Source organism: Candidatus Cryosericum hinesii (assembly GCF_003570985.1).
In the GTDB taxonomy this organism is placed as follows: Bacteria; Caldisericota; Caldisericia; order Cryosericales; family Cryosericaceae; genus Cryosericum; species Cryosericum hinesii.
This window is the reverse complement of record NZ_QXIW01000007.1, coordinates 60,834-82,529: the sequence shown is the minus strand read 5'-3', so window position 1 is coordinate 82,529 and position 21,696 is coordinate 60,834. Positions and strand designations below refer to the sequence as shown.

21 protein-coding genes are annotated in these 21,696 nt (G+C 58.9%); 13 read left to right on the top strand and 8 right to left on the bottom strand.

Annotated features, from left to right (window positions below; genetic code table 11):
- Positions 1-143 precede the first annotated feature (143 nt).
- Entirely contained in the window at positions 144-953 is an 810-nt protein-coding gene (locus tag SMC3_RS01520) for a GNAT family N-acetyltransferase (protein ID WP_119088061.1), read from the top strand.
- A 254-nt stretch (positions 954-1,207) separates the two neighbouring features.
- Complete coding sequence (locus tag SMC3_RS01515; protein ID WP_119088060.1) at positions 1,208-3,772, top strand: cation-translocating P-type ATPase; 2,565 nt, start codon at positions 1,208-1,210, stop codon at positions 3,770-3,772.
- 73 nt (positions 3,773-3,845) lie between these two features.
- On the opposite strand, the gene SMC3_RS01510 is transcribed toward SMC3_RS01515, so the two are convergent.
- Positions 3,846-4,787: a phosphotransferase family protein gene (locus SMC3_RS01510; protein WP_165846499.1), complete on the bottom strand. Its 942-nt coding sequence runs from the start codon at positions 4,785-4,787 to the stop codon at positions 3,846-3,848.
- Between the two features lie 147 nt (positions 4,788-4,934).
- Between SMC3_RS01510 and SMC3_RS01505 the strand changes: the two genes are divergently transcribed.
- Positions 4,935-6,764, top strand: a complete 1,830-nt coding sequence (locus tag SMC3_RS01505; protein ID WP_119089739.1) for a transketolase — start codon at positions 4,935-4,937, stop codon at positions 6,762-6,764.
- A gap of 21 nt (positions 6,765-6,785) precedes the next feature.
- Here the strand turns inward: SMC3_RS01505 and SMC3_RS01500 are convergent, their stop codons facing one another.
- The 3 genes from SMC3_RS01500 to SMC3_RS01490 are packed head-to-tail and all read right to left on the bottom strand — an operon-like array spanning position 6,786 to position 9,266.
- A complete protein-coding gene (locus SMC3_RS01500; protein ID WP_207799610.1) occupies positions 6,786-7,349 on the bottom strand; it encodes a GNAT family N-acetyltransferase in 564 nt (187 codons plus the stop codon).
- A gap of 10 nt (positions 7,350-7,359) precedes the next feature.
- On the bottom strand, positions 7,360-8,841 hold the full coding sequence (locus SMC3_RS01495) for a sensor domain-containing diguanylate cyclase (protein ID WP_119088057.1): 1,482 nt from the start codon (positions 8,839-8,841) through the stop codon (positions 7,360-7,362).
- Positions 8,842-8,861: 20 nt separating this feature from the next.
- Positions 8,862-9,266, bottom strand: coding sequence for a hypothetical protein (locus tag SMC3_RS01490; protein ID WP_119088056.1), 405 nt, complete (start codon positions 9,264-9,266; stop codon positions 8,862-8,864).
- A gap of 57 nt (positions 9,267-9,323) precedes the next feature.
- Between SMC3_RS01490 and SMC3_RS01485 the strand changes: the two genes are divergently transcribed.
- The 8 genes from SMC3_RS01485 to SMC3_RS01450 all read left to right on the top strand — a co-directional run bounded on the left by SMC3_RS01485 (position 9,324) and on the right by SMC3_RS01450 (position 15,515).
- A complete protein-coding gene (locus tag SMC3_RS01485; protein ID WP_119088055.1) occupies positions 9,324-10,193 on the top strand; it encodes a cation transporter in 870 nt (289 codons plus the stop codon).
- A gap of 290 nt (positions 10,194-10,483) precedes the next feature.
- Positions 10,484-10,927, top strand: a complete 444-nt coding sequence (locus tag SMC3_RS01480; protein ID WP_165846498.1) for an Hsp20/alpha crystallin family protein — start codon at positions 10,484-10,486, stop codon at positions 10,925-10,927.
- 146 nt (positions 10,928-11,073) lie between these two features.
- A complete protein-coding gene (locus tag SMC3_RS01475; protein ID WP_119088053.1) occupies positions 11,074-11,730 on the top strand; it encodes a type IV toxin-antitoxin system AbiEi family antitoxin domain-containing protein in 657 nt (218 codons plus the stop codon).
- Positions 11,727-12,593: a nucleotidyl transferase AbiEii/AbiGii toxin family protein gene (locus SMC3_RS01470; RefSeq protein ID WP_119088052.1), complete on the top strand. Its 867-nt coding sequence runs from the start codon at positions 11,727-11,729 to the stop codon at positions 12,591-12,593. The genes SMC3_RS01475 and SMC3_RS01470 overlap by 4 nt, the downstream gene beginning before the upstream one ends.
- 225 nt (positions 12,594-12,818) lie before the next feature.
- Positions 12,819-13,301: a hypothetical protein gene (locus tag SMC3_RS01465; protein ID WP_119088051.1), complete on the top strand. Its 483-nt coding sequence runs from the start codon at positions 12,819-12,821 to the stop codon at positions 13,299-13,301.
- Between the two features lie 132 nt (positions 13,302-13,433).
- Positions 13,434-13,973, top strand: a complete 540-nt coding sequence (locus tag SMC3_RS01460) for a DUF6448 family protein (RefSeq protein WP_119088050.1) — start codon at positions 13,434-13,436, stop codon at positions 13,971-13,973.
- Positions 13,974-14,075: 102 nt separating this feature from the next.
- Positions 14,076-15,038: a nuclease-related domain-containing protein gene (locus SMC3_RS01455; protein WP_119088049.1), complete on the top strand. Its 963-nt coding sequence runs from the start codon at positions 14,076-14,078 to the stop codon at positions 15,036-15,038.
- Between the two features lie 159 nt (positions 15,039-15,197).
- Positions 15,198-15,515 carry an SHOCT domain-containing protein gene (locus SMC3_RS01450; protein ID WP_119088048.1) on the top strand — a complete coding sequence of 106 codons (318 nt, stop codon included), beginning with the start codon at positions 15,198-15,200 and terminating at the stop codon, positions 15,513-15,515.
- Positions 15,516-15,603: 88 nt separating this feature from the next.
- Here SMC3_RS01450 and SMC3_RS01445 read toward each other — a convergent pair whose 3' ends face one another.
- On the bottom strand, positions 15,604-16,002 hold the full coding sequence (locus tag SMC3_RS01445) for a VOC family protein (protein ID WP_119088047.1): 399 nt from the start codon (positions 16,000-16,002) through the stop codon (positions 15,604-15,606).
- A 200-nt stretch (positions 16,003-16,202) separates the two neighbouring features.
- Here SMC3_RS01445 and SMC3_RS01440 point away from each other — a divergent pair, with 200 nt between their 5' ends.
- A complete protein-coding gene (locus SMC3_RS01440; RefSeq protein ID WP_165846497.1) occupies positions 16,203-17,054 on the top strand; it encodes a BsuPI-related putative proteinase inhibitor in 852 nt (283 codons plus the stop codon).
- 587 nt (positions 17,055-17,641) lie between these two features.
- Here the strand turns inward: SMC3_RS01440 and SMC3_RS01435 are convergent.
- On the bottom strand, positions 17,642-17,845 hold the full coding sequence (locus tag SMC3_RS01435; protein ID WP_119088045.1) for a CsbD family protein: 204 nt from the start codon (positions 17,843-17,845) through the stop codon (positions 17,642-17,644).
- 495 nt (positions 17,846-18,340) lie between these two features.
- On the opposite strand from SMC3_RS01435, the gene SMC3_RS01430 reads away from it, so the two are divergent.
- Positions 18,341-19,549 (top strand): ATP-binding protein, encoded by a 1,209-nt coding sequence (locus tag SMC3_RS01430; RefSeq protein WP_119088044.1) that lies wholly within the window; start codon positions 18,341-18,343, stop codon positions 19,547-19,549.
- A gap of 97 nt (positions 19,550-19,646) precedes the next feature.
- On the opposite strand, the gene SMC3_RS01425 is transcribed toward SMC3_RS01430, so the two are convergent.
- Complete coding sequence (locus SMC3_RS01425; protein WP_119088043.1) at positions 19,647-20,363, bottom strand: glycosyltransferase family 2 protein; 717 nt, start codon at positions 20,361-20,363, stop codon at positions 19,647-19,649.
- A gap of 44 nt (positions 20,364-20,407) precedes the next feature.
- Entirely contained in the window at positions 20,408-21,691 is a 1,284-nt protein-coding gene (locus SMC3_RS01420) for a PQQ-binding-like beta-propeller repeat protein (RefSeq protein WP_207799609.1), read from the bottom strand.
- Between the last annotated feature and the right edge of the window lie 5 nt (positions 21,692-21,696).

Sequence of the window (21,696 nt, the reverse complement as noted above, 5' to 3'; positions counted from 1 at the left end):
ACTCAATTTATCTATACTTGGAGAAGAACGCGAAGCAACGAGACATCTGACCCTCGTCAACCTTGACGAGGGGTGAACGCCGCCAGCCCGGGCGGTGAAGTGTCGGCCCCCGCCGACCGGGCAGCACAGGATGGGAGGTCATCATGCCGTTCGTCGACCAAGACGTTGCCACTCAGCTGGAAGGTGTGTGGACACTGGAACTGGTCAACTATGCCGAGACGCTCAAGCGACTGGGTCTGAGCCCGTCTGCCACCACAGAATCAATCGGTGACGGCGTCTGTGTCTACACGTCGCCGGATCTCCCTGTCAACAGGGCTGCCGGCATGGGACTGCACAGTCCTGTCACCGCCGGTCAGATGCAGGAGATTGAACGCTTCTTCGCCGATCGCGAGATGCCGGCACAGTTCGACCTCTGTCCCCTGGCCGATCCCTCCCTGCTGGAGCTCGCTGCAGAACGCGGCTACCATGTCATCCGGTTCCTCGATGTCCTGTCCATGGACCTGCCGCCCCAGGATTCCCTGCCTGCCGTGCCGCTTGGCGTCGAGATCCGTACGATCGTCGCCGACGAGACTGAGCTATGGGTACAAGCGGTCGCTTCCGGTTTTGCGGCGACCGATGGACTCGACGAGTCGGACGCCAATGTCGTCCTTGCACGCGCCGCCGCACACAGTCCCGGCGTCGTTTGTTACCTGGCTACGGTCGGAGGACAGCCTGCCGGTGGAGGAGCTATGGTCCTGCACGACCATCTTGCAGCTCTCTTCTCCTCCAGCACGAGGTTGCCGTTCCGCGGACGAGGCATCCAGAACGGTCTCGTCACCATGCGCCTGAAAGCAGCAGCTTCCGCCGGCTGTACGACCGCCTCCGTGCTGGCAACACCGGGGAGCGTATCGCATCGCAACCTGGAAAGGGCCGGCTTCAGGGTCGCGTATACACGGCCCACCCTGCAGAGGTAGCGCCAGAGACCATCCACTGCCGGCCGGCTTCTTCACGATTAGCGATGACGTCGCCCGTAGAGCGGGCATTCATCCCGTTCGTCGTTATGCGCTGCCATCATCTTGACGTCGCCGGACTTTGGCCTTAGCATGATGATGTTCCTGACAGGTCGCCTGCCAGTCACTGCGCAACTGCAGCTGGACGTAGGGCTTGCCAGAGTCAATCCTTGTCAAGGTCGGGAACCCACCACACCATTTGCATGGAGGTTTTTGTCATGACAAGTACACCGAACGCAGAACAACCACAAGGTTTGACAACCGCAGAGGCACAACAGCGCCTTAAGGACGAAGGGCTCAACGAACTGCCCAGCGCAAGCAGGCGGGGATGGGTTCGCATCCTGCTCGAGATCGTCAGGGAGCCCATGTTCCTCCTGCTCCTCGCATGCGGCACGCTGTACCTCTTCCTCGGTGACCGCGAAGAAGCCCTGATGCTGCTGGGTTTCGTTGGTGTCGTCATCGGCATCACCTACTATCAGGAGAAGAGGACCGAGAACGCGCTGGACGCGCTGCGCGACTTGTCCAGCCCCCGCGCCCTGGTCAGGCGTGACGGTGAGTGGATCCGCATCGCCGGCCGCGACGTCGCTCGCGGCGACATCATAATGCTGTCGGAGGGAGATCGTGTCCCCGCCGATGCCATGGTGCTGCAGTGCACCAACCTGCACGTCGACGAATCACTCCTGACCGGTGAGTCTGTCCCGGTCCGCAAGGAAGAGTGGGATGGCAAGTCCGAAATGGAGCGTCCGGGAGGCGAGGACCTTCCGACTGTCTACTCCGGCACGCTGGTCGTTTCCGGACAGGGCGTCGCCGAAGTACGAGGCACTGGACTCCGGACCGAACTGGGGAAGATTGGCAAAGCACTTCAGACCGTGGACACCGAAAAACCACCCCTCCAGCACGAGGTGGCCAATCTCGTGCGTGACATGGGTCTGGTCGGCGTCGGTATGTGCATCATCGTCACGATCGTGTTCAGCCTCACTCGTGGCAACAATCTCATCGCCTGGCAACGAGGCTTCTTGTCCGGTCTGGCCATGGCCATGGGCGTCCTGCCCGAGGAGTTCCCCGTGGTCCTGACCATCTTCATGGCCATGGGCGCCTGGCGCATGTCTCAGAACCAGGTCCTGACCCGCCGCGTGCCGGCCATCGAGACCCTGGGATCGGCGACCGTCCTGTGCGTCGACAAGACTGGCACCCTCACGATGAACAAGATGACCGTCCGCAAACTGGCGGCCGGCGGCGAGTACATTCACATCCCCGCGACAGGACTGTCCAGAGTCCTTCCTGAACGGTTTCATGAACTGGTCGAGTACTCGATTCTGGCCTGTGAAGCCGACCCCTTCGACCCCATGGAGCGTGCCATCCTGGACATGGGGCAGGGCGCCCTCAAGGGAACTGAACACCTTCACGAAGACTGGCAGCTGGAGCGCGAGTATCCGCTCTCGCGCCATATGCTGGCCCTGTCGCATGCGTGGCAGATGCACTCCGGCGGTGGCCGCGTAGCCGCCAAGGGTGCGCCAGAGGCGATTCTCGATCTGTGCCACATGCCACAGGCACAGCAGCAACTGATCATGAAGCAGGTCCTGGACATGGCGAACGACGGCCTGCGCGTCCTTGGAGTTGCCCGCGCTTCCTGTGACAACGACGATCTGCCGGACAATCAGCACGACTTCGATTTCAAATTCATCGGCCTGATCGGTCTCGCCGATCCCATTCGCGCGACCGTGCCCGCCGCCGTCGCCCAGTGCCGCCGTGCAGGTGTGCGCGTCGTCATGATCACGGGCGACTACCCCGGCACGGCACTATCCATCGCGAGAGAGATCGGTCTCCAACACCCCGACCGCATCGTTACCGGGTCAGAACTTGAAGCCATGTCCGAAGAAGAGGTCAGCAATAAGATCCGCGACGTCAGTGTGTTTGCTCGCATGGTCCCTGAGCAGAAGCTTCGCCTGGTCCAGGCGCTCAAGGCAAACGGCGAGATCGTCGCCATGACCGGCGACGGTGTCAACGATGCGCCAGCACTCAAGAACGCCCATATCGGCATCGCCATGGGCGAACGGGGAACCGACGTCGCCCGCGAGTCCGCCGCCATCGTTCTGCTGAAGGACGACTTCAACAGCATCGTCGCAGCAGTGCGCATGGGCCGCCGCATCTTTGACAACATTCGCAAGGCTATGGGCTACATCCTCGCTGTCCACGTCCCGATCGCGGGCCTGTGTCTGATTCCTGTGCTGCTGCGCTGGCCCCTCATCTTGCAGCCGGTGCACATCGTGTTCCTCGAACTCATCATCGACCCGACGTGTTCCATCGTCTTCGAAGGAGAACCAGAGGAGTCCGACATCATGGACCGGCCACCACGTGACCCTTCGAAACCGACGTTCAGCAGCAGACTGGTGCTGACGAGCCTTCTGCAGGGCCTCGGCATCCTCGTCGCCGTCTTGATTGTCTTTGGCCTGGGCTTCTACGTACACGGCCTGACCGAACCCGACGCGCGCGCATTGGCATTCACGACTCTGATCTTCGCCAACGTGGCGCTCATCCTGACCAACAGGTCCTGGACACACAGCATCATCCATACCCTGCGCACGCCCAATAAATCACTGTGGTGGGTTATCGCTGGAGCACTCAGCCTGCTGGCGGTCACCCTCTATGTCCCGGTTGCCTCGCGCCTCTTCAAGATGGCGGCGCAGCACCCCATCGACATCCTCATCTCGGCAGCAGTCGGCATCAGTACCATCCTCTGGTTCGAACTCTTCAAAGCGCTGAAACCCAAAGCGCTGGAGTAACGTCCCATCCCACAGAACTGGATGCGCATTGTCTGAACGAAGCAGGTGAGGGATCCCTCACCTGCTTCTTCTGTTATGACACGACGATGCCCACGATGAGGCGCCTCAGGTCCTCATTCTTCCGGGGACGTTCTCCCTCGGCGTCGATCATCTGGAGCAGATTAGCAAGATCCCGCAATCTGCCGGCGCGCTCCCACTCCCGTGGCAACTGCATGCCGGGAATACTCCGGTAGCCGCGCTCAAACGTCCGCCGCTCACGCTCACCGAAGTCCTCGCCATAGCGAAAGAACTGCGCTACGTCGGACAAGGGATGACCCGCCATCGCAAATTCCCAGTCCACGATGCCCGCGAGACGCTGATGGTCGACCATGATGTTGGTCGGACGGAAATCGCCGTGGACCAGCGCCGGATGGCTGTCCATGTCTTCGAGCTCCCATCTGCCGGCATCTACCATTTTGCGGACAGCCGCCGTCAGCTCCGGTCCCAGCCGGACCGTCGCCCGCGGGCCGAGGAACAGCGAATACCACTCGGTTGCTGGAGGAAGCTGTTGTTTCACGTTCAAGCCGGCATCCAGGAATCCCACCGTACTGTACAAGTGCCCATGAATGGTAGCGGCAATACGCCCCATATGCTCGATCAATTCGTCGCCTGGACGAACTCCGGCATGCAGAGCATCCCGCAACGACATGCCGCAGACTAACTCATACAGCGCGAACGAACTATGAAGAACCTCGTCATTACCCTCGTAATACAACTCCGGCATCGGCACCTCGTCCTGCAGGAGGTGCTGCAGTTGCCGTTCACCTGCGCAAGGGTTGTCCTCTGTGGAGAATAGCTTCAAGAGAAACCGCGTTCCGCCGGCAACCTGGACACGGTAGATGGATCCCCGACAGCCCTCCCGTATCGGTGTGACGGCTTCCACGGTCAGACGAAGATCGCACTGATGGACCAGACGGGAAGCCGCGTCCCGGTCCAGTTCGATAAACTCCAGCGATCGTTCCCAGCAATCGTCCATGTTCGTCCTCCAGGGTATTTGGCACCGCAGCGCCGGCATGCTCATTGTACAACGCTTCCGACTGCCACGCAGCATGTTGTTGCATCCAGTCCGGTATGCGTCACACTGATAGCAGCAACCGGTTCGTCCGGCCTGGGAGGCAAAAAAATGGCTACATCGACACTTACAAAGCTTGCAACACGAGTCCGCTACGACATCCTGCACATGACGACAGAAGCAGGGTCCGGCCATCCGACATCCTCGCTGTCCGCGACCGATCTGTTGACCGGTCTGTTCTTTGGCGGCACGTTCCGCTTCGACCTGAACCACCCACAGAACCCATGTAACGACCGCATCATCTTCTCCAAGGGGCACGCCTCACCGCTGTTCTATGCGTTGTACGCAGCCGCCGGCGTCCTGTCGCAGGAGGAACTACTCACATATCGCAGGATGGGCTCGCCCCTCGAGGGACATCCTACCCCGCGCTTCGCTTACGCCGAAGCGGCGACCGGCTCGCTCGGCCAGGGGCTGGGCATCGGTGTCGGCATCGCCATGAACGGCCGATACGTCGACAAGCTGCTATACAACACCTACGTGCTCATGGGCGACAGCGAAGTCGCCGAAGGCTCGGTCTGGGAAGCTGCGGAGCTGGCGTCGCACTACCAGTTGGACAACCTGGTGGGCATCCTGGACGTCAACCGGCTGGGCCAGCGCGGCGAAACCATGCTGGACTGGGAGCTGGAAACGTACGAGGCGCGCTTCGCCGCCTTCGGCTGGCACACGATCGTCCTCGAAGACGGGCACAACATCGACGCGGTCCAGGCGGCCTATGGTGAGATCGATCACGCCTGCGGCCGTCCCACGGTCCTCATCGCCCGGACCATCAAGGGCAAAGGTGTCTCGTTCCTCGAGAACCAGGACGGATGGCATGGCAAGACGCTGAACCGCGAGCAGTTTGACCGTGCGGTCCTCGAACTGGGACCGGTCGACCTGAACCTTCACGGCACCATCGAACCACCAGTCGAGGCCGTGCCGGCAGTGTGGGCTCCTGTGCCGGTTGACCAGCCTGTGAGCGCCAAAACGCTGTCACCACGCGAAGCGTATGGGCGCGCCCTCGTGGACATCGCGCCGACACACCCCGGGATGGTGGTGCTGGACGCCGAGGTCAGCAACTCGACATTTGCCATCACCTTCCGGGACGCCTATCCTGAACGGTTCTTTGAGATGTACATCGCCGAGCAGAACATGATCTCTGCAGCGCTTGGATTCAGCACCCGGGGCAAGATACCCTTTGTGTCGACGTTTGCAGCGTTCTTCTCCCGCGCATTCGACCAGATCCGCATGGCACAGTACGCCCTGGACCGGGCCAACATCAAGTTCGTGGGTTCACACGTCGGCGTCTCCATCGGGCCGGATGGCCCCTCACAGATGGGGCTGGAAGACATCGCCCTGTTCCGCACGCTGGTCGGCAGCGTCGTGTTGTACCCAGCCGACGACACCACCACAGCAGCGCTCGTCCGGCAGATGGCCGACCACCATGGCATCTGTTACATGCGGACGACCCGGCAGGAGCTGCCACGCCTCTACAAGACTGGGGAAGAGTTCCCCATCGGCGGGAGCAAGACCCTCCGCCACAGTGACGACGACCGCGTGACCCTGGTGGGCGGGGGGATCACCCTCCATGAAGCCCTCAAGGCGGCAGACACGCTGGCTGCCGCGGACATCCACGCCCGGGTGATCGACCTCTACAGCGTCAAGCCGCTGGACTTGGTGACACTGCACAAGGCAGCCGCCGAGACCGCAGCCATCATAACGATCGAGGACCACTACGCCGAGGGTGGTATCGGCGAAGCCGTCGCCGCAGCACTGTCCGATGTCGCAACGCCGGTGTTCTCACTCGCGGTGCGCAAGCTGCCGATGAGCGGCAAGCCGGAGGAACTGCTGGCCTACGAAGACATCGACGCCGCAGCTATCGTCCGCAGGGTACAGGAACTGTAGCGACAGTCCGTCGTTCTGGTGTCAGGCTCCTGATTTGGCGTCTGGCACCAGATCGCCGCGCAGCAGGTCCATATAGAGGATATCGACACGCTTCCCGTCGCGGGCGCTCGCCTCGCGCAGACAGCCGGCGTCCCTGAAGCCCACCTTGTGGTACGACGCAACTGCACCAGGGTTACAGGCAAGCACTGTCAGAAAAATCGTATGCAGCTCCAGCATGTCGAACCCCACGGTACACAGGAGGCGCATCGCTTCCGTGCCGTACCCATGGCCACGGTACTTGACGTCCCCGATGAGGATGCTCGCTTCTCCCCTCCCCACGATGAGGTTGAGGTTCTTGAGCGCACACCTCCCGATAAGGTCCCCGGTCGACATCAGATGAATGCCAAACCGCCGGACGTCATCAGCTACGGCGGATTTGTCGTAGGAGGCCTGCATCGTTTCGAGACTGGGGGCTCTGCCGTACCCTTGCGTCAAGCGCGTCACTTCGCGGTCGTTGGCCCACTTCCAGTAGAATGGAACGTTGTCACGCCGTTCAGGAGCCAGAAAGACGAGTTTCCCCTCGATCACACGTGGCAGCATGTCCATTGCAGTCATCTCAATAGCCCGGGTCTTCCTCGAGTTGTGCGCGGTACCTGGCCTTGGCCTGGTACATGCGCTTGTCTGCAAGCTGCACCAGGTCCCCTTCCTTAGGGTCACCCCGCACCGTAGCGATCCCTGCAGAACAATGCACTGCCCCCATTGCTGTCAGGACTTGCGCCTCGATACTTGCACGCAGTCGTTCGAGCGTAAGCTCGGTCTCCCGCTGTGAGGTCTCTGGCAGGACGAGAAGGAACTCGTCCCCACCATAGCGGATGACCTTGTCGATGGTGCGCAGAGACTTTCGCAATACTGCCACCAGCGTCTCGAGGACCCGGTCACCTTCGGCGTGACCCAGCCGGTCGTTGATGGACTTGAACTCATCGATATCCAGCATGACAAACGACACGTCATGACCGTGCCGCCGGGCCCGTTCCAACTCCTCCACAACGATGTCACCCATGGCGTGACGGTTGTGTGCTCCCGTAAGGCCGTCCAGCAAAGCCTGTTCGCGCAGGAGCTGCTTGATCTGCATGCTTGCCAGCATCAAGCCGACACCAGCCGCCAGGGGCGTCAGGTTTCGGATATCCTCGCGGGAGAACGCGCCCACCTTCTTGCTTTCGAGGTTCAGGACGCCAATGACCTTATCTCCCACCATCAATGGGAGAGCCAGGTCAGAGCGCCCACCCGGTACAGCGCGCAGGTAGAACGAACAGGTACGCACATCAGCAACGTTGACGGCATGCCGTAAACGGAACGCCCGTACGACCACGCCTACATGGCTATGGACCGACAGTGCAAACCCATCGTACTCGCTCGTGTATCCCTTCTGCGCCCGCAGGACGAGGGACTCTGTCTCGTCGTCGTACAGTAAGAGCGCAATGTACTGGTAGCCAAGACGCCGCGCGATGCGTTTGACGACTGTATTCATGAATTCCACTGCGCTTGTCGCGCGCATGCCGTCGAGCGTCGTCTCGTGCAGCAGGGACAGGAAGTTCTCGCGGTTCGCAGACTGCTGTTCCTTCAGGTACCGGGCGATAATCAGGCTGATGAGGTGGATAAAGGGCCGCAGGGCCTCGATATCTCCGGGCTTCAGCCTTTGGCGTGATGTCTGTACGTTGATGATGCTGACCACGCGCCGATCAATGATAATAGGAAAGCCAACATAGCTGACGATGTCGCTGGCCGGCCTCTTCCTCCAGTCGGGGTACGCCCCGACATCCTCGATGAAGCACGTCTCACGCCCACGGATGATGCCCATGACGTTCTGCGGCAGTTCCTGGTTGAAGCTGGCCTCGACTGTTCGAAGCACGCTCCACGGGATGCCGTTGGCGGCGTCGAAGTGCACCCGCTGGTCGATGTCCACGCCCATGACCGTCACCGAGGCGGATGGTATCGACTGGGCGATGAGATCCACGGCCCGCTGGACCGCCTTTCGCGGCGTCGTTTCCAGCAGTATCCGCTCCAGTTCATCGGTCCGGATCAGTGTGGTATTGTTCATACGTTAACTTGGTGTAAGACCTATTTCAGTGTGATCTCTTGCGAAGACGAGGATCGCTTACGGATATCCCTGATCGCTTTGGCAGCTACGATTCCTACGGCGCGCACGGTTGCCTCCGCCTTGATATCGGCGTCGCGGACCTTGTGCATGACGCGCGGCACCACGTTCACAACCTTCGCTACTCGACTGGAGGCTATGGAAGCCTTGTCGGCAAGATGGTTGAACTGCGCTTCAGCGGACTGGACAGCTTCGGAGACCTTGGCAATCTCGACACTGGCGGCAGTCAGCTGCTCCTGCATCTCGGTCACCTTGGGGGCAACCTGACGCGCCACGCTCGCTACCTTGACAGCCATGAAGATGAAAGCGCCTGCAACACACAACGATGCGCCGCCGATCAATATGACGAGTACCCACAACGGGTCCATATGTTACCTCCTCAGCGCCAACTGGCGTAGTTTTTAGTATAGCGCAGCACGCGACTCATGCCACAGTCACATTGCATCATCTCCATCCATCGTGAACTCCCACGCGCATTCACACTGGCCCTGCCGCTTGCACTCTTGAAATATCGTCTCACTGTGGCACCATATCATCGGAGCAAAAAAAGATACGTTGGTAAGGAGAAGACAATCGTGCGACGTGGCAGTGCCAGACATAGACCAGATGCAATCACTGTGCCCGGCTCGACGCTCGGGCTGGATATGATGCACGAGATTCGACGTGCAAGCCGCGGACTCGCATTTGCGGTTGTGGGCTACATCACCATCTTCATCGTCCAGCTGACCAGCTACTTCATCACTCACATGCTGGCCGTCCTCGCACAGGCGTTTGCGACGCTCGCCAACGCCGTAGTGGCTGTTGTCGTCCTCCTCGCCCTGGCCTGGTCACAGAAGCCGGTCGACATGTACCTGAGATGGAGGAGGGGCCGCAGGCGCAACGCTGTCGCACTTATCTCCGCGACGTTCATCATCCTGTTCCTGAGTGTGGGCACCCTCTGGAAGGCCCTAGCGACCCTGATCCGCGGCGGCGCGTTCAGGACGGTCAGCCCTGCCCTCGCCATCGCGGTACTGGCGGTAGGCATGCTGCTGGTCAATGTTCCCCTGTTCGACATCGTCCGAAGTGCTAGAGAGGGCTCATCGATACGTCTGCGCCTCCTGTCACTCATCAAGGACGAGGTCTGCTATGCCGCTGGTATCGTAGGCATCGCGCTTGCGGCTGCGGGTCACACATGGGCCGATCCTGCCGCGTCGTTGTTGATCGGAGCCGCCATGAGCATCGGAGCGGTCCTGCTGATCCGCGACTGTGTCCTGCTGCTCAGGAGCCGTCCCGCTCGACCCTCGACGACCGGCTGACACAAGCTCGCTCCACACCTCACATCCCCTGCTTCCTGCCGCTCATCTCTGTTGTCGGCACACCCTCGTTAGAGAGATAACGTAGAAAACTCCTCATACGTCACCAATACTTGCATGAGAGCCACTGCAGAATCATGACGGTCGTTCAAGATTAGCAGTCTTGTCATGAGACTGCTAATGCGTATACCATTAGATGTAACCGGAAGCCCTGAACGGCAGCCGGCGACTGTATATGAAACGATGACCGGTGTATGCCGGAGAGAAATGACAACAACAGAGGAGGCACCACGATGTACTGCGATATCAATACGAACCCTGTCATGATGAGTGATTGCTGTTCCACCCCGACCTTAACCAACCTGTTTCCCTACCGCATGAATGCCATGCTGCGCGCAGCTGGACGGTCAGGGCGCCTGCCTGCCACAGACATCAAGCAAGACGCCACCAAGTATGTTATCCTCATGAACATGCCGGGCGTGGCCAAGGAACGCGTCGCCATCACAGCCGAGGACAATGGCCTCAGCATCCAGACGACCACAGAGGAGAAGAAGGAGGACGAGACCCTGAAGACCGTGTACCGTGAGCGCATGGGCGGAATCTACGAGCGCAAGTTCCACTTCGAGGAACCTGTCGACATCGAGAATGTCACTGCCCATATGGAAAACGGGGTACTCGAGCTGACGGTACCCAAGAAGGCCCAGAACACGGACATCAAGACGATCCACGTAGACTAGCACGCGCTGGTCTGTACTACCAACACGACGCCCCGGTCAGGACAATGGCCGGGGCGTGCTGCTTTGGCAGGTGTCACAACCTTCTTGACAGGAGTAACGTTCTGCTCCATTATTATGAAAGAAGTTTAGTAATACTGGAGCAGAACATGATTGGCTCTCGTACACTGGAAACAATTGCAACAATGCCCGTCGTCACCAAGCAGAACCTTGGTGTCCTCCTGGGTGTCTCCCCCGCCATGCTTGACTATCGCGTCCAGCGCATGCAGACCACGGGGGATCTCCTCAGACTGCGCAGCGGTCTCTATGCACCGACAGCGGCCTGGCGAGCAGCGCAGTCCAGCCCCGAGCAGACACGGCAGTACCTTGAATATCTCTCGAGCATCGTGCGCGCTCCCTCCTACCTGTCGCTTGAGTATGTCCTGGAGAAAGCAGGCATGATCCCCGAATCGCCGTTTGCCCTGACCTGCATCACGACCAAGACTCCTCGCATGTACGCGACATCCCTCGGGAGGTTTGTCTACCGGAGCATCCGAAGCGATCTGTTCACAGGATATGGTCTTGAGGCATATCGTGGCCTCGAAGTCCGCATTGCTTCTCCCGCCAAGGCGCTGTTCGACATGCTCTATCTACGGCCGTTCAGCACGTCGAGCGCGATGCGTTCCTACCTGCTCGAGACCGGGCGGCTCAACTGGGATGCGTTGCGCCCGTCGGAGAAGAAGAGGCTTGTCGCGATTATCCGCACCAGCGGCGTCCCAAAGATGAAGCGCATCCTGTCGATTCTGACCGCGGAGGGAATCGTATGATCGAGGAACGACTTGCGTCCATCATGGCTCAGTCAGGCAAGAATCTCAACCCTCTCTTCCTGCGCATCAGATTGAAAGAGGTTCTGCAGGATGAGGTCCTGGCCTTCGTCTACAACCATCCGCAGTATCGAAACTACCTGTTCACCGGTGGCACGTGTCTGCGCAAGCTATATGGACTCCCCCGGTTGTCTGAAGACCTGGACTTCGATGTCCCTGGGCAGCCAGACGTTGTGTCGTTCGTGGCAGATCTCCGGGAATACGTCAGCAAAGCGCTCCAGTATCGTCACATGACCACGAGAGTGAGCGGAAACGGAACGTCGGTCACACTGGTCTTCCCGGTCCTGCGCCAGCTGGGACTGGTCCACTCGTCTGCTGACACCCCCAACCTCCTGCTTCGCTGTGACATTGCAGCTGAGTCAACCGGTATCTACGGCACACAGGTGAGCCCTGTCAGCACAGCCAAGACGATGTTCTTCGTCCGGGCGTACGACCTCCCCACGCTCTTCGCCAGCAAGCTGGCTGCCTTCCTTGGACGGGACTACACGAGAGGATCCTCCCAGACACAACCATTCAAAGGGCGTGATGTCTTTGACCTCATGTGGTTTCTTCAGAAAGCGCAACAGCAGGAATGGAAGCTCCAGCCGCTCTGGCCACGAGTTCTTGCTCTGCTTGGAGCAGACAGCGCAGTCAGCGTCGTCCGGAGCGCAGCAGACAAGGCAGCATCTCTCGATGCCCAGCAAGTCGCCGCTGACCTGCGGCCCTTCATCGAGACTGAACAGGCACTTGAAGCCTTCAGCACAAACGTGCACGAGGTCCTCCCTGCACAACTGAAGGCACTGGAGGAAGCATTACTCACAAGATAGGATGGCCAGTTCACGTAACATGCCATCGCTACACGTCCCCGTCATTCCCGTTTCCCTTCTGTCATTCCCGTTTCCCTTCTGTCATTCCTGTTTCCCCTCTGTCATTCCCGCGAAGGCGGGAATCCAGTCTTGTCAGGATCACGCAGGAACTTGACCCGCAGTCCCAGATGGGCTACAGTGCAAGCAGGGTTCCCGCGTCATGGAGGGCTCTGCGGAGGTGATTGCATGGACGACGAAAAGCTGTACACGCTTGTCGAAGCACACGGCGAATTCGCCAGGCAGTTGAACGGCGAGGTCTGGGAACTGCTGGACACGACAGACCGCTCGAGCGCTGACGACGAACGGATGCTGTATGCCGCCTGGGCGTCCGCGTACCACTGGTTGCTGGCAGGGACCGCCGTCCATCACCAACGCGCCGAGTGGATGCTCTCGCGCGTGTACACCGTGCTGGGAGACGCACCGGCGGCCATTGCGCACGCCAGGCGCTGCCTGGAGCTCACGGAGACCTCTCCGGGTGAGATGGCGCCGTTCGACCTCGCCTACGCCTGCGAGGCCATCGCCCGAGCAAGTGCTCTGGCAGGCGACGAGCCCGAGGCGACCCGCTATCTCGAACTTGCACGCGAGGCCGGTACACGCATCACCAACGCAGAAGACCGACAGATCTTTGAGGGGGACCTGAACAGCGGCAACTGGTACGGCATCAGCTGAACGGAGCGCCCTCCTGTCGCCAAAGGACAAAGATGTTCCTTTGCGGCTGGAGACAGCACCTGACGGGCACCGCCCGGGTCTGGTCGTATCGCACATATCACCGATCACTACACGACAAAGGAGATGATTTCTATGCCTCCACATTGTGACACAATGGACGGACCGGTCGTCAAGGCCGCCCGACAGGCCTTGGCCGCAGGCAACGTCAAGCTCATCCTTCCCTGGGCTCCCCAGGACGCTGAAGCGGAACTCAGTGAAGCCTTCCGGAGGACCATGGCTGTGCGCGACAAGGGCGCCGACGCGCTCCTGCTGGCGGATCAGTGGTTCTTCGAGACCGCCGTACGGCTGCACCGTACTGGCGAAGGCGAGCCCTATACCGGGGTCAAGCCCGCTGGACTCGACGAGGGACCTGTTATTCCCCGCGCCGAGCGGGCGATCGAGGGCAACGACACCGCCGGGCTCATCGCCTTCCTGACCGGCGCCGTCGAGGAAGAGATTGGCAAGCGGTTCGCCCAGGTCCGAGCCACCCGCTCCTACGACCCGGATGATGTCGCCGCTGCACGCAAGTACGTAGGGGCCATGCTCGACCTGCTGACTTATTCCAACAAGCTCCATGTCTTCATCCATCACGCCGGCGGACACGGCGAGGGAGCCGAAGAGCACCACCACTGACCCGCATAAATGTCATAGTCGTATGAGCAAGACGACGTCGGGCGGTTGACGAGCACAAGGCCGCCCTGCGCCTATACTGTCACTAGGGACGGGGGCAGAAACGTGGCAATAGTCATCGGTGCAAGTGGGGCATGGAAGGACGTACTGGTCATGGCACGCACGGCCGGTATCGTCGTGGACGAACCGTCCGACGTTGGCATTCAGCTGGCTCGTGCCCAGAAGGTCCTGTATCAGCAGGACACGCTGGCGCGCGACGATCTCGCACTGCAGGAAGCCGCACTGGAACGCGATCTGGCAGAAAAGCGCATCGCCTCTGCCAAGGACATTGCGCACATTCATGCTCGCTCCGAGCAGGATCTGACACGCCTGTCTGCCCGCCTCGGCAGCTCACCCTCGGCGACGACCCGCCTGTGGGTCGGGTTGTCCCGTCTAGGTCGGCAGTCCCAGGAACGCGCGCAGGTACGTGTGAGGTCACGTGCCGTCCTTCCCGCTGAACGCGCCCTCGAAGACTTCATCGCCGACCGCAACACCGAGGTCGCGAGGCGTGTCGAAGGCGCCCGCCGCATCGTCAAGGGCGTCGAAGCCCTCGCCCATTCTGGTGTCCTGGCCAATGCCATCGCAGAACGTGCGGTCATCAGGACGCTCAGTACCCTTCCGGACGACTTCGTCCTGATCAACGACCTGCACCTCAGCACCAACCAGGACATTCCGTTCGAAGACAGTTACCTGAAAACAGCGCAGCTGGACCACCTTCTCGTCGGTCCCACGGGTCTCTATGCCATCGAGACCAGGAACTGGAGCAGTACTGTCGCCGCAGACGGTGACGAAGCGGACCCCGTGCTGCAGGTGACGAGGGCGTCCTTCCTCTGCTCCCGCATCCTGAAAGACGCGGGATGCAACCAGATTGTCCGCTCTGTTGTTGCCTGTGGAGGTGCTCCGCCCACCCGGTCGGGTGGAGCCCATGTCGCCATCATGCCCACTGCACGCCTGCTCGCATACGTCCAGTACGGTCCCTCGCTGGTATCGGTCCAGCAGATCGCCGACGTCTGCAGGATCCTGACCTAAGCTCGTCAGATTGATTAACGAACTCCTCAACAGCCCCGTGGGCCAGCCCGTGGTTGTCAGCCGTTCTACCTTCACAATCGTGTGTACGAAACCTCTGTATGCTGCGTATAGAAAGTACAGGGACGCGAAGGCGCCCCACGGAAAGGAGAAATGATATCTATGATGAGATTTGGCGGATATAGTGGTGGACGAGGTATGATGGGTTTTGGTTTCGGAGGTCTGTTTATAGGCTTGCTTTGCCTGATTTTTTTCATCGCGCTCATTGTCTGGATCATTCGTATGGTGACGTGGAGACGACACGGTATGGGTTGCGGTATGCATGGCATGCACGGGATGTATGGTATGTATGACGATCACGGCCCGATGCACGGCATGCAGGACGAAGCTCTGGTTATCCTCAGGAAGAGGTTCGCCGGAGGCGATATCACCAAGGAAGAGTACGACGAGCGACTGAAGGCCCTGAACGGCGAGAAGTAGCCGTCACAAAGAACCACTCACCCCTGTGCCCGTTTGCAGCACAGGGGTTTTTGCATGTCCCGGTCAAGCCGACCCTGACCTCAGCTCCCTAGACGCCTGACAGCTCGCCCAGTTCAACGTGCCGGTCGGGCCGCTGCTCCTCTATCAGACCAAAGCTGTTGCCTTCAGTGTCCTTGCAGGTCACCATGCGTCCCACCCCGGGGATCGTGTGGATGTCGCCCACGATCGTACCTCCGGCAACAGTGACACGCGCCATGGCATCTTCCAGCGACGCGACACCCAAGGTCAGGTTCGTGTCGATGCCCTCGTCCTTGGACGGTGCAAGACCCCCGTCGATGCCGGGTTCGCGGGGAGCGCCCGTCGTGATGAGGTAGTACTCGGTCGGTCCGTTCCACTTCTCCACGGTCCAGCCAAACGCCGCCTTGTAGAATGCGATCGCACGCGCCGGGTCTGTTGCCCCCAGGTCAAAATGAATCGGTCGTGACATGTCACACCTCCTGTAGTCCCAGGCCTCCTAGGCCTCTAACCCAACCATACTCCACGCCCTGCACCATGCAATGCCATCCTTGACATTCACGTCACACCGCACAAAGCTGTGATGACGTGCGGGAACCAGAATCCGCCGGCTCTCGTCAAACTGGCAGAAGGATGGTGACCCGCAAGGGCCGCCAGATAGAGGTGATACCGATGAAGAGACTACTGATCGTGCTCCTGATAGCTGCTCTGGCAGTTACGCTAAGCGTGCGCCAGGTGAACGCGGCCAGCCCGCCCGTTGGTATCCGCTACGCGCCGCCAACGGTGACACTGGCGACGGGCAAGCTGTCGTACATGCCGGGCGAGGCCATCGACTGGCGCTACACCCTCTACAACGGCAACGACCAGCCTCTTGTCCTGACCTTTATGACGTCCCAGGTCTACGACCTTATTCTGCGACAGGGCGGCAAGGTGATTGCCCGGTGGTCGACCGGCCAGATGTTCGCAGACATCGTGACCAGCCGCACCGTCATGATGGGCGAGACCATGGAGCTCAATGGCTCGTGGCAAGTGCCCGGGAAGCTCGCTTCCGGAACATATGAACTAGAGTTCGTGCTGACCAGTACAACAACCGAACCGACCGGTACGAAGACGCAGTTCGCAGTCGGCCAGACAAGCACCCGAGACCTGAGCGTCAGCTTTACGACGGACAAACTCATCTACCGCGTGGGAACAACCATCACGGTCAAGTACACAATCACGAACCTGACCAGCAAACCACTCGTCCTGACCTTTCCCAACACCCAGCAGTATGACTGGACCATCACCGATGCCAAAGGTAATCTCTTCTACCAGTGGATGGCCAACAAGAAATTTGCGGCGGGCGTCACGCACCTCACCATTCCTGTTGGGGCCAGCAATAGCTTCGAAAGTTCGTGGGACATCCCGCGCGACCTCAAGCCCAATGGCTTCTACATTTATTTCACCGTGCTGGATGACAGCCTCGGCGTTCTGAAAACGCAGCGATGTGCCGTCCTCATGGGCAGCACGCCCCCTCCACTCTAGACGCAGACGCCCCCTCACCTGAGGGGGCGCTTTCTTCCCTATCCCTGGTCCGTCATTCCCCCCCGAGCATTTCTTTCTAATGCGAGGGGTGCTCTCGGCGTATGCGGGAATCCAGACTTGTCCTTGGCTGTGAGCTGTTGAAGGCCAGCCCACCCTGACCAGGAGCATGTACCACTGGGCGTCTAATGAGCAGCGTATCACATATCGGCCAACCCCGACACTCCCTCCAACAGCGCCTGTCGGTGAGCAGCCGACCAAATGACGAGGGCCCTCGTCATTTGGTCGTCCATACTCGCAGGAACGACGAAGGAGAGATTGCCCCTGGTCCGTCATACCCCCGAGCCCTTTTGTCCAATACGAGGGGTGCTTCTCCGCGCAGGTGGGAACCGGGAGCATGTACCACTCGGACCTATTGAGCAGCGTATCACATATCGGCAACGAGCAGAGAACTGAGAGCGCCTCCCTCACGCCAGATGCAAACGCCCCCTCCCTTGAGGGGGCGTTTTTCTTTCTCCCTATTTTTGGGTCGTCAAGCCAACGCAAACGGCGTACGAGGCCGATACTACTTCTTGGCTCCCGAGGTCAGGTCAGTGCTTGCTCAGCCAGTCGTTGATCTCAGTTTCCGCCTTGGCCTTGTCGTAGCCATACCGCTGCTGCAAGACACCGGCAAGTTCTTCGGTCTTGCCACTCAGTTGGGTAAGATCATCGTCAGTGAGTTTTCCCCACTGCTCTCGCACGTGGCCCTTAAGTTCATGCCACTTGCCAAGCAAAATGTCATTGGTTGCATCCATGTCAATTCCTCCTTGAGCTATCTGTAACCCCTTGTCGGTCGCTTATCAATACCCCGGACCGTGCTGCCGGTTGATGGCGTATCCTCGTGTCTGAGCTGCATCTCACATGCCAAAGACAGGCCACCAACAAACCCCTTCTCTGATAAGGTTGGTGGCACCACGCCATTCATTGCCATACCCTTACTAAGTTGTAGCAGAATCGGCGATGCGCGTCAATGGCTGATGGGAGCGGATACCGAAGCAAATCCATCACGGGAAGGACTGAGACAGAAAGACAGCCTGCCTGCAGTGTCGTCATTCCCCCCGAGTATTTCAGTTCAATACGAGGGGTATTTCTCGACGAAGGTGGGAATCCAGTCTCTCTGCCATGCATCTGTTGGCCAGCCATGTTCGCATGCATGGGTGCCCCCCGTACCACGCTTCACTTGCATTGTTGAGGCTATTGTGTACAATACCGCCATGAGATGATGCCAATAGCATCAGGAGGTGACGCCAATGTACAGAACACGCTGGATGGCAGATCGATTGCAGCTTTCAGACCATGTCTTCCCCGTCCTTGCCCTCACGGGCGCCCGGCAGACCGGCAAGAGTACCCTTCTGTCCAACGAACCAATGTTCGCCGATTACCTGCACGTCAACCTGGATGACCTGACCACCATGACCCAGGCCCATAACGATCCGCAGGGTTTCGTCAACCAGGCCGATCGTATGGTTATCGACGAGGCCCAACGTGTCCCGGACCTCTTCATCACCGTCAAGAAAGCAGTCGACGACGATCGGTCGCGTCGCTTCGTCCTCAGCGGCTCTGCGAACTTCCTGCTGCTCCGGCAAATCCACGAGAGCCTGGCAGGACGTGCGGGGTACAGTGTCCTGCGCCAGCCCACGTGGAGCGAGTGGCGCGGTGCAAACAAGCCGTCCTGGTTACTCGGCCTATTGAACGGTACCTTGCCGCCAGAGGAGGACACGTCAGCCGTCCCCGATATCAAGACAGTGTTGTTCACCGGCTGTCTGCCCGGCATCCGCGACGCCATGCCCGCCCAAGCTGCTCTCTTCTGGGAAAGCTACATCCAGACATACATTGAGCGTGACTTGCCCGGCATATCGGCAGTCGCCTCGATGATCGACTATCAGGCGGTCATGCGCATGATCGCCATCACGACCGGATCGCTGCTGGAGTACTCCTCGGTTGCGAGCAACGCCCATGTCAGCGCCTCGACTGTCGCGAGGTACGTGGAGACACTAAAGACAGCTCACCTGCTGGATCTGGTCCCCCCTGCTCCTCTCGCCAGCGTGACATCTGTCCGGCGCAACTGGAAGTCCTACCTGTTCGACGCCGGGCTCATCTGCTCCCTGCTGGGCAAGAGAACACCAGAATCCATTGATGACACACTGGCTGGACACCTGTTCGAGGCGCTGGTCTGCACGAGCATCCAAGCGCTCGCGGACCTGGACAGTCTTTCGATCTGGTTTGTACGCACGCGCCGCGGGCCCCTGCACGAGGTCGACTTCGTCGTCGAACGCGACCAGAAGAAGACTGCCATCGAGGTGAAACTGAGTGACCATGTCTCCTGGTCCGACACGGAGCACCTGCGTTGGTACATGGGACAGGAGCCGGCATGCCCCGCGGCCGCCATCATCTATACCGGCACGCGCGTCCTGCACCTGGCCAGGAACATCGTCGCGGTGCCCTGGACCATGCTGTAGAGACGCCACGAACATTCGGCGCAGGCGGGAATCCAGCTGCCTTCCGTACGTGCCTCCGCGATCGGTGACATGACTGCGTGAATACTGGTATGGTTGCCTAGCGGGGAGCCGTGTAGTCAATTGATTGCTTTTTCCTATACGGAAGGACGATCAGATGAATTGAGGTGAAAAGCTCCCGTATCCATCCGTTCCGCAGGAATCTTCTTGTTGACGAAAAGACGCTCCTGGTCTTCAAGTAGAAGTGACGAACATGGGGGCGGCATTCCTTGAGCAGTTGTTCATCCTCTCCGAATGTCAGGCTCTCATCGTACCGGATGTCGTTCAGGAGGTCCCGGCGTATAAACTGGATAGACTTGGTCGTTCGGGTGGCATAGCTGATGAAATTGTAGAAGTGATACCATCCTCTGGCGACCCTCGAGTCAGGAACGGGGCGGAGCGAGACCATGCCAGTCCCCAGGTTTCTGCCAGCGTTCACCCTCAGGAAACGGTCAAGTTCCCTGAGAAAGGTCGGAGCAAAATAGGTATCGGCGTCAAGAAACATGACCCAGTCGCTCGCCTGGGAGACGAGATCTGCACCCAGATTTCGTGCGTGTGAAACCCCTGTCTCTGCAATCCTGACGACCTTCGCGGACACAGGCGCGTTTGCTGCGACAACGCTGTCCGTCCGGTCCGTGGAACCATTCTCCACGATGATGACCTCAAGCCTGCTGGGCTGATAGTCCAGCTCCTTCAGCGCAGAGAGTGTCTTGCCGATATAGTTTTCTTCATTGTAAGCAGGAATGACAATCGAAAAGAACAACACTTCATTGCTCACGTTCAATTCCTTTCGCCTTCTTTCCGGAGCGACTGAGATGATGACTAGCCGCCAATTGCATAAAGGTAACCGTCCCAAGACCCTACATAGACGGTGCCGTCGGAGGAAATTCTTGGTGAAGAGAAAATCCCGTCGCCTGTCTTGAATTTCCACTTGAGTGTGCCATCAGCATTCAGTGCGTAGAGGTAGTTGTTGTTTGACCCTATGTAGATTGTTCCCTCCAAAGAAATGACTGGTGAAGAGGTAATCTCATCAAGACCTGCCGTCGACCAGGAAGGCATTTTCTTTAGAAGGCTCTGGAATGGACCAGCACTGGGCCAACCTGTCTTGAATGTCCACTTAAGATTGCCGTCAGGGCTTATTGCAGACAGGTAGCCGTCCCATGACGCTACATAGATTGTTCCGTCCAAAGAAATGGCTGGAGAAGAGACAGACGCAGAGATAATCCAGTGGCCTGTCTCATATTTCCACCTGAGCGTACCATCAGGATGAAGTGCATAGAGGTAGCGATCATTTGATCCTACGTAGATTGTTCCATCTCCTGCAATAGCAGGGGAAGACCAGATCCTGCCATTTGTCTTATACTTCCACCTGAGCGTACCATCAGGATGAAGTGCATAGAGATAGCGGTCATTGGACCCTACATAAACTGTTCCATCTGGAGAAATGGCTGGGGAAGTCTGGATCCTTCTACCTGCTTTAAACTTCCACTTAAGCGTTCCATCAGGATTAAGTGCGTAGAGGTAGCTTTGCAAAAAGTTGAAGATGTCAAGGTGGTTGATATTTGCTCCCACGTAGATCGTTCCATCTGAGGCAATAGCAGGGGAAGAGTAAATCACGTCGCCTGTTTCAAACTTCCACTTAAGCGTGCCGTCAGGGTTAATTGCATAGAGATACTCGTCTCTTGAACCTACGTAAACTGTTCCATCTGCAGCAACAGCAGGTGAGGAGACAATCCAGCCACCTGTCTTGAACTTCCACCTGAGCGTGCCGTCAGGGTTCAGCGCATAGAGGTAGCGGTCCCTTGAACCAGTATAAATCGTTCCATCTGAACTAATGGCTTGGGAGGACCAGATCTTCTCGCCTGTCTTGAACTTCCACTTGAGATTCCCATTGTTCTCTGATGTATCATACGGGCATTGCCCCGTATGCTTTGTATTGTACCCTTCCATTGGCCATATTGGCTGGGTTTCTGCTTTCAAGATTTCTACTCCTCTTGTCCCCTGAACGACAGAAAACAAAACCAAGGCTATCAAGAATACTGCGACGGATCTCTTGACAGGGATCTCCTTCTTTCTTTGCGTTCTTGTCGTGTTCTCTGTCTTCATCGAGC